This is a genomic window from Mycobacterium sp. (genome assembly GCF_049683355.1).
Classification (GTDB): Bacteria; Actinomycetota; Actinomycetes; order Mycobacteriales; family Mycobacteriaceae; genus Mycobacterium.
The window spans coordinates 1-8,832 of the sequence record NZ_JBAUJB010000274.1 but is presented as its reverse complement, the minus strand read 5'-3'; the positions used below and the strand labels follow the sequence as shown (position 1 = coordinate 8,832).

The 8,832-nt window shown below is 68.5% G+C and carries 4 protein-coding genes; all 4 read right to left on the bottom strand.

Annotated elements, in window-relative coordinates; all coding sequences use genetic code 11:
- A partial coding sequence (locus tag WA944_RS16265; protein ID WP_526611046.1) for a serine/threonine-protein kinase occupies positions 1-911 on the bottom strand: 911 nt, incomplete at its 3' end.
- A 37-nt stretch (positions 912-948) separates the two neighbouring features.
- Positions 949-1,842, bottom strand: a complete 894-nt coding sequence (locus WA944_RS16260; protein WP_526373997.1) for a DUF4331 family protein — start codon at positions 1,840-1,842, stop codon at positions 949-951.
- Positions 1,843-1,903: 61 nt separating this feature from the next.
- Positions 1,904-3,475: an acyl-CoA carboxylase subunit beta gene (locus WA944_RS16255; protein ID WP_526373996.1), complete on the bottom strand. Its 1,572-nt coding sequence runs from the start codon at positions 3,473-3,475 to the stop codon at positions 1,904-1,906.
- Positions 3,472-8,832, bottom strand: a 5,361-nt coding sequence (gene pks13 / locus WA944_RS16250; RefSeq protein WP_526647130.1) for a polyketide synthase Pks13, incomplete at its 5' end; no start/stop codon positions are given. The genes pks13 and WA944_RS16255, both read right to left, overlap by 4 nt.

Genomic DNA, 8,832 nt, shown 5'->3' with positions numbered 1-8,832 from the left:
GCCGCGCTCTTGGCATGGCGAGGACCTGTCGGAGCGGCGGCGGCCACGGTCGCGTCGGCGTCGGCGGCGCCGACCCCGGTCCGGTTGCCCAGTGCCCGGGCGAGATCCACACAACGCTCGAAGCGGTCGGCAGGCGATTTCGCCAATGCCTTCTCGAAAACGCCTCCCAGGAAAGACAGTTCGGGTCTGGACACCCCGATCTGAGGCGGCTTGGCGGTCAGATGCCGGCTGATGACGATCGCCGGGTTCGAGTGCTGGAATGGTGGAGATCCGGTCAGCAGCTGGTACGCCGTGGCCGCCAGCGCGTACTGGTCGGCGCGGCCGTCGATCCGTTCGTCCGCGGTGAGCTGCTCCGGCGCCGAGTACGCGACGGTCCCCACGGTCATGTTGGTGCCGGTGAGGTTGCTGATCTCACCGACCCTGCGGGCGATCCCGAAGTCCGCCAACATGATCCGCTCATCGGCGGTCTCGGGCTCGGCGATCAGGATGTTGGCCGGTTTCACGTCGCGGTGCAGCAGGCCACGCTGGTGGGCGTAGTCGAGCGCCTCCCCCACCGCGGTCACGATGCGCACCACCAGATCCGGCGGCATGCCCCGCGGGTACCGCTCGGTGAGCAGGCGCGCGGCGTCGGTGCCCTCGACATGGTCCATCGAGATCCACAGCCGGCCCTCATGGTCACCGCGGTCGTGCACCGCGACGATGTGCGGGTGCCACAGCGTGGCCGCGATGTCGGCCTCCCGGTTGAACCGCTCCCGGTACTCGCTGTCGGCACAGACCGTCGCCGACAACACCTTCAGCGCATCATGGCGTGGCAGCCTCGGGTGCTCGGCCAGGTACACCTCGCCCATGCCCCCGGAGCCCAGCATCCGCAGGATCGTGTAACCCGCGATCACCTCGCCGTCGGTCAGCATGGGCGAACGCCGGCCTGATCACCGATCACGCGCATCCTCAGTGCGGCGCCCCGAGATACGGGACCTCGGGCAGTATGTCGGTGTGCGGGCTCAGCCCCGGCGACGGCCCGGCCTTCTTGGTGAGGAACGCGATGCGGTACCCGGCGACGTCGTCGGTCAGGGTTCTGCCGTTCGGGTACTTCGCCGGCTGCGACGGGTTGTAGGTGAGGACGTCGGGCAGCGTGCCCTCGGCGTTTATCGCCGAGATCGCCTCGTCCCGGGTGTAACCGCCAGTGCGGGCCATCAACTCGATGAGATGCCCGATCCAGCGTTCCCTGTCCCGGTTGGGCTCACCTGCGTTGTACTCGTCTCTGGTGTCCGCGGTGGTGATCAGGTTGCCGATCCACGGATGGCCGATCCGGTCCGCGTGCACCCACTCGTCGTCGGAGAGCAGGCTGCAGCGCGCCCAGATCCGGACGTCGGGATCGGCGCTCAGGTAGCTGTTGGGCAGCTCGATCATCATCGCGATGACGTTGGCCTGCGCGCGGGAATCCCGGCCGCTGCCGTCGAGGTCGACGAATGCCGGGTCACTGCGCGCGCCCGCGAAGAAGGTGAACCCACCCGATTCGACGGTCCTGGGCGGTGTCGCGTCGAACGACACCTCGACGTCGCCGAAGATCCTGGATCCGACCGCGGCGATCGCCGAGGCCTGGTTGCCGACGGCGAGGTAGACGTCCACCGTCTGACGACCCTCCACCGGAGCGGAGAACACGAAGCTGAACGCGATGTCGTTGCGCAGGTCGCCGTTGTGGTCGATGGCCAGCCGGTAGACCGCGCCCGGGTGCAACGCCTCGCCCTCGGGATTGGCTGTCAGGATGAGCACGGTGCGGGACGGGTCGGCCGGCGACTGGAACACGTACAGGTCCAGCAGGTCCAGCCGAGGATCGTCCATCGGGGCGCCGGGGCTCAGGCCCGGAATGTGATTCACAGCTCCATCCAACCGCACCCGATCCTCAGATCGGGGTCAGGCCGTGCTTTCGCTGCACCCGGTTGATCTGCTTGTCACGAAGCAGGTGCATGGATTTACGGAGCAGCAGCCGGGTCTGGTGCGGCTCGATGACACCGTCGATGAAACCACGCTCGGCAGCCACCCACGGCACCGCCATGGTGGCGTTGTAGCCCTCGATGAAGTCGGCCTTGATCTTCTGCACCTCGGGGGCGGTCGGGTCAGGGAACCGCTTCACCAGCAGCTGCGCGGCGCCCTCGGCGCCGATCACCGCGATGCGCGCCGTCGGCCAGGCGAAGTTCAGGTCGGCGGTCAGCTGCTTGGAACCCATCACCGCGTAGGCGCCGCCATAGGACTTGCGCACGGTGATGGTGACCTTCGGGACGTCGGCCTCCACCACGGCGTTGAGGAACCGGCCGCCGCGCTTGATGATGCCGCCCTTCTCCTGTTCGACGCCGGGCATGAAGCCGGGGGTGTCCACGACGAACACCAGGGGCGTATTGAACGAGTCGCAGAACCGGACGAACCGGGTGGCCTTGTCGGACGCCTCGTTGTCGATCGCACCCGACATGTACATCGGCTGGTTGGCGATCACCCCGACGGGGCGCCCGTCCACCCGGGCGAACGCGGTGATGATCGCCGGGCCCGACTGCTCCCCGACCGAGAACACGTCACCGTCGTCGAAGATCCGCAGCAGGATCTCGTGCATGTCGTAGGCGGTGTTGTCCGCATCCGGCACGATCGAGTCCAGTTCGAGGTCGTGCGGGGTGATCTCCGGCTCCAGGCCGGGGTTGATGATCGGCGCGTCGTCGAAGGTGTTGGCGGGCAGGAAGCTCAGGTAGTCGCGCACGTACTGGAACGCCGCGGCCTCGGACTCCACGACCTGGTGGATGTTGCCGTAGCGCGCTTGGGCGTCGGCGCCGCCCAGTTCGTCGAGCGTGACGTCCTCTCCGGTGACGTCCTTGATCACGTCGGGGCCGGTGACGAACATGTAGCCCTGGTCGCGCACCGCGACCACCAGGTCGGTCTGGATCGGCGAGTACACCGCGCCGCCCGCGCACTTGCCGAAGATCAGCGAGATCTCCGGCACCAGCCCGCGCAGCAGCTCGTGCCGGCGGCCGAGTTCGGCGTACCAGGCCAGCGACGTCGCGGCGTCCTGGATGCGGGCGCCACCGGAGTCGTTGATGCCGATGATCGGGCAGCCGACCATCGCCACCCACTCCATCAGGCGGGCGACCTTGCGGCCGAACATCTCCCCGACCGAACCCTGGAAGACGGTCTGGTCATGGCTGAACACCCCGACGGGGCGGCCGTCGATGGTGCCGTGACCGGTGACGACGCCGTCCCCGAAGGGCGCGTCGGGATCCCCCGGCGTCTTGGCCAGCGCGCCGATCTCCAGGAAGCTACCGGGATCCAGAAGGGAGTAGACGCGCGCCCGCGCGCTCGGGATCCCCTTCTTGTTCCGCTTGGCGACCGCCTTCTCGCCGCCGGGCTCCTTGGCGAGTTCGAGCTTCTCGCGCAGCTCGGCGAGCTTCTCCGCGGTCGTCGTCGGGGCTTTGGGGAGAGGTTCTGCCGTCACTTGGGTGTGTCCTCCTCGTCGGTTCCGGCCTCGACGCTGCCCTCGATCGCAGTGATCGCTTCGCTCATGTGGGCGCCGACCTTTGCAATGTACGGCTCGTCGATGGCCTGGATGTGCTCGCCCCCGATGGGCACCACCTCGAGGTCTGCGACGTATTCACCCCAGCCACCATCGGGCTGGCGGATCGCGTAGCGGGGCTCGAAGAAAATCGCGTCATCGTGATAGCGGTCGGCCATGTACAGCGTGACGTGACCGCCGTAGGGCTGGATCTCCGCCGTTTCGAGCAGCCGGTTGTCCAGGTAGGACGTCCGCTGATGCTCGATGATGCCGCCGGGGATGTCCACGCCGCTGTCCTTGACCGCGTCCAGGATGTACTGCACCTGGCCGGCGTCGTCGAGACCCTCGAGTTCCTCGTAGGGGATCGGCGGGACCTCGACGTTGAAGGTGCGCTGCGCGAACAGGGCGTAGCGGTCCCAGCGCGCCCGGGTCTCCTCCTTGGTCTGCGGCACCTCCTCGCCGGGCCGCACCATGTCGATCAGGCCGACGAAACGGACGTCGGCGCCCTCGCGCTCGAGACCGATTGCGCAGGCGTAGGCCAGCGCACCGCCCAGCGACCAGCCGACCAGGATGTACGGCCCGTCGCCGTGGATCTCGCGCAGCTTCGGCAGGTACTCCGCTGCCCGCTCCTCGATGGACCCCTCGACCCGCTCGATGCCGTACATCGGGGTGCCCGCCGGCAGTCGCTTGAGCAACGGCTCGTAGACGACGGTGCTGCCGCCGGCCGGGTGGAACACGAACACGGGCACCCGGTTCGACCCCTCCGGCCTGGCCCGGATGGTGCGCACGAACCCGTCGAGCTCGCCCGCGTCCATCTCGTCACGGACCACCGTGGACAGGTCCTGGATGGTGCGCGCCGCGGCGACCTGCTCGGCGGTGATGGTGCCCTCGGCACGTTCGGAGAGCCGTGCGGCGATCTTCTCGGCGACGTCGTCGCCGATGGAGGGCAGTTCGTTGAAGACGCCACCGGGGGACTTGCCGGTGACGATCGCCCAGGTGGCGAACGTGACGCGCTCGGCCGCGTCGCGCGGCGGGACGTCGGCGCCGAGCGCCTCGGTGACCGCCTCCTGGGTGAGCACCTTCGCGGCCATGCCTGCGGCTGACGAGCGCTCGCGCGAGGAACCATCAGATCCTGACGAGCGCTTTTCGGCTGCCGGCCCCTCGGGATTGGTGGGCGGCGCCGGAATCGACGGTCCGCTCGGGTCCGTCGGGGGCGCCGGGATGTCCGGCGACGCTTCGGTTTCCGCAGCGATCGGGTGGCCGGCTTCGGCGAGCTTGGCCTCCAGTTCGGCGACCGTGGTGGCGCCGCCCATCAGCTCGGCCTGCGCCGCGGCGATCTCCTCGGCGGACTGGCCCTTCTGCTGTTCGGCGAGCTCGTCGACCTCGTCGCGGTGCTCGATCGCGTAGGCGATGAGCTTCTCCACCGCGTAGAGGTTGGCATCGCGCACCGCGGTCAGCTGGATCGGCGGCAGATCGAAGTCGTACTCGACCCGGTTCTTGATCCGGACCGCCATCAGCGAATCCAGACCCAGTTCGATCAGCGGCACCTCCCACGGCAGGTCCTCGGCTTCGTAACCCATCGCGGCGCCGACGATGGTCCCCAGCCGCTCACCGATGGTCTCACCGGAGTCCGGTGACCACTTCGCGAAGCCCGCCGCGATGCCGGCGCCGGCGGTGAGGTTGTCGTGGAGAATTTCGGCGTCGTCCTCGGGGGCCTCTTCGATTGGGGCCGCGATGTTTTCGGCAACGGTGCCGACACCGACCGCGGTGGGCAGCGCCACCTGCGCATCGCCGCGAGCCACGATCGCGTCGTAGACCAGGGTGAACGATTCGTCGATTCTGGCGTGCACCTGCACACTCGCCCCGCCGGGGTGCCGGGTCAGCGTGGTGACCAGCCGCGCTCCGTCGGCCGGCACCGCGCGCTGCTCGGAGGCGACCAGCTTGGCGTCCGGAAGCACCGCAGCCGCAGCGGCTTTCACCAGAGCAGCCAGGTCGGTCTGACCCCGCGAACTGTACTCGAAGACATGCCTGCCGTCGGGCGTCGCGACGTGGTTGCCCGGGATGACCGCCGAACTGTCGCCGGTGAAGTGCGCGTCGAGCCAGTGCGGCTTGCGCCGGAACCTGGTCGGCGGGATGTCGGCGAAGTCCAGCGCGCCGGCCAGCCCGCGCGAGCGCCGCGGGAACAGCGTGCGGAAGTCGAGGTCATGGCCGTACACGAACAGGTGCGCCATCGCGGTGGTCATCGAGTCCACCTCGTCCTGCTTGCGCGCCAGCGTCGCGATCAGCTGCGCATCGTGCAACCCGGCCGACGCCGTCGTCAGCCCGACCTGCATGAGCGCCACCGGATTCGGGGCCAGCTCGAGGAAGGTGGTGTTCCCGTTGTCGACCGCGTTGCGGACGCCGTGGGTGAAGTAGACGCTGTGCCGCAGCCCCTTCTTCCAGTAGTCCACGTCGTGGATCGGGTCGGCGCCCGCGCGCATCAGGTTGCCCTCGTGCACGGTCGAGTAGTACGGGATCTGCAGCGGATGCGCTTCGATGCCCTGCAACTCGGCGGCGAGCTCGCCCAGCAGCGGATCCATCTGGGAGGTGTGGCTGGCCCCCTTGGTCTGGAACTTGCGGGCGAACCTGCCCTCCGACTCCGCCCGGGCGATGATGGCGTCGACCTGGTCGGGCGGGCCTCCGATGACGGTCTGGGTGGGCGCGGCGTACACGCACACCTCGAGGTCCTTGAAGTCGGAGAACACCGTCTCGATCTCCTCGGCGGAGTACTCCACCAGCGCCATCAGCCTGATGTACTCGCCGAACAGCATCGCCTCGCCCTCACCCATCAGATGCGAACGGGCGCAGATGGTCCGGGTGGCGTCGGCCAGCGACAGCCCACCGGCGAAGTACGCCGCGGCCGCCTCCCCCAGCGACTGGCCCACCAGCGCACCGGGGGTTGCGCCGTGGGCCTTGAGCACCTCACCGAGGGCGATCTGGATCGCGAAGATGGTGACCTGCGTGGTCTCGATGCCGTAGTCCTGCGAGTCGTCGAGGATCAACTCGACAACGGAGTAACCGAGTTCGTCCTGGACCAGCGCGTCGACCTTGTTGATCCACTCGGCGAACGTCTCGTCGCGCAGATACAGGCTCTTGCCCATCTTGCGGTGCTGGGCGCCGAAGCCGGCGAGCACCCACACCGGACCGTTGGTGACCGGTCCGTCGGCGCTGAGCACGATCGGGTTCGGCTTGCCCTCGGCGAGGGCACGCAGTCCCTTGATCGCCTCGTCGTGGTCGTGGGCGAGCACCACCGCGCGTGAGCGGCCGTGGTTGCGCCTCGACAGCGAGCGCCCGATCGACTCCAGCGAAGATTCCCGCCCCGCCGGGCTGTCCATCCAGTCTGCGAGCTCACCGGCGGTGGCCCGCTTGCGCGACGTCAGGAATCCCGAAACGGCAAGGGGCACAAGCTTGGCCGTTGGCTCTGCCGCCTCCGCTGCCTCGAGCTCCTCACGGGCGATCTCCAGCAGCCGCAGCGCCTCGTCGGTCAGCCCGGGGAGTTCGGGTTCGTCCTCGATCATCGCCACCGGTGCGTCGAAAGCGTCGTCGTCGTCGTCATCTTGCGTGATGAACTCGCCGTACTCGTCCATCCGGACCCCGCCGACGTACACGGCCGTCGCGTCGTCGTTGGCCGGGGTGACGACCGCGACGTCGGGTTCGGGGATCGGTTCGACCAGGTCGCTGGGCAGCACCTCGCGCAGCACCAGGTGCGCGTTGGCGCCGCCGAAGCCGAAGCCGGACACCCCGGCGATCGCCGTGCCGCCGTAGCGCGGCCAGTCGGAGACGGTGTCGGCGACCTTGAGGTGTTCCTTGTCGAAGTCGATGTACGGGTTGGGCCCGGTGTAGTTGATCGACGGCGGGATCTTGTCGTTGCGCAGCGCCAGGGCCACCTTCGCCAGGCTGGCCGCACCCGCAGCCGACTCCAGGTGTCCCACATTGGATTTCACCGCACCGAGCAGCGCCGGACGGTCGGCGGCACGACCCCGGCCGATGACCCGGCCGAGCGCGTCGGCCTCGATCGGGTCACCGAGGATGGTGCCCGTGCCGTGCGCCTCGACGTAGTCGACCGTCCGCGGGTCGATGCCTGCGTCCTTGTACGCCTTGCGCAGCACCGCCTCCTGCGCATCGGGATTGGGGGCAAGCAGACCGTTGGAGCGTCCGTCGTGGTTGACCGCACCGCCGGCGACAACCGCCAGGATGTCGTCACCGTCGCGGCGGGCGTCTTCGAGACGCTTGAACACCAGCATGCCGCCACCCTCGGAGCGGGCGTACCCGTCGGCGTCGGCGGAGAACGACTTGATCCGGCCGTCCGGCGCGAGCACCCCGCCCACCTCGTCGAAACCGACGGTCACCATCGGGGTGACCAGAGCGTTGACGCCGCCCGCGACCACCACGTCGGCATCGCCGGAACGCAGCGCCTTGATGCCCTCGTGCACGGCGACCAGCGACGATGAACAGGCGGTGTCGATGGACATCGACGGCCCGCGGAAATCGAAGAAGTACGACACCCGGTTGGCGATGATCGCACTGGAGTTACCGGTGATCGCGTACGGGTGCGCGACGGACGGATCCGACAGCGCCATGATCATGTAGTCGTTGGTGGAGCTGCCGACGAACACGCCGACGTTCTCGCCACGCAGGCTGGACGCCGGGATCCTGGCGTACTCCAACGCTTCCCACGTCAGTTCCAGTGCCATCCGCTGCTGCGGATCGATGTTGTCGGCTTCCATCTTCGACAGCGCGAAGAACTCGGAGTCGAAGCCCTTGATGTCGGACAGGTAGCCGCCGCGGGTGTGCGCCTTGGCGACCCGCTCGGCGACGCGCGGCTCGGAGAGGAACTCCGACCACCGCCCCTCCGGCAGATCGGTGATCGCGTCGCGGCCTTCCAGTAGCGCGGTCCACATTTCGTCGGGGGTGTTCATGTCGCCCGGGAAACGGGTGGCCACACCGACGATCGCGATGTTGGCCACGCCCTCGTCGGCGTCGCGCGACCAGTCCTCGGTGTCCAGCGCGGACATGTCGATCTCGGGTTCACCCTCGACGATGACCGTGGCCAGCGATTCGATGGTGGGATGGCGGAACGCGACCGTCGCGGTCAACGTCACACCGGTGAGATCCTCGATGTCGCTGGCCATCGCTACCGCGTCGCGGGACGACAAGCCCAGTTCGACCATCGGTGTCGACTCGTTGATCGCCTCGGGCGACTGCCCGGTGGCGTTGCCGATCCAGTTGCGCAGCCACTCGCGCATCTCGTTGACGGTCAT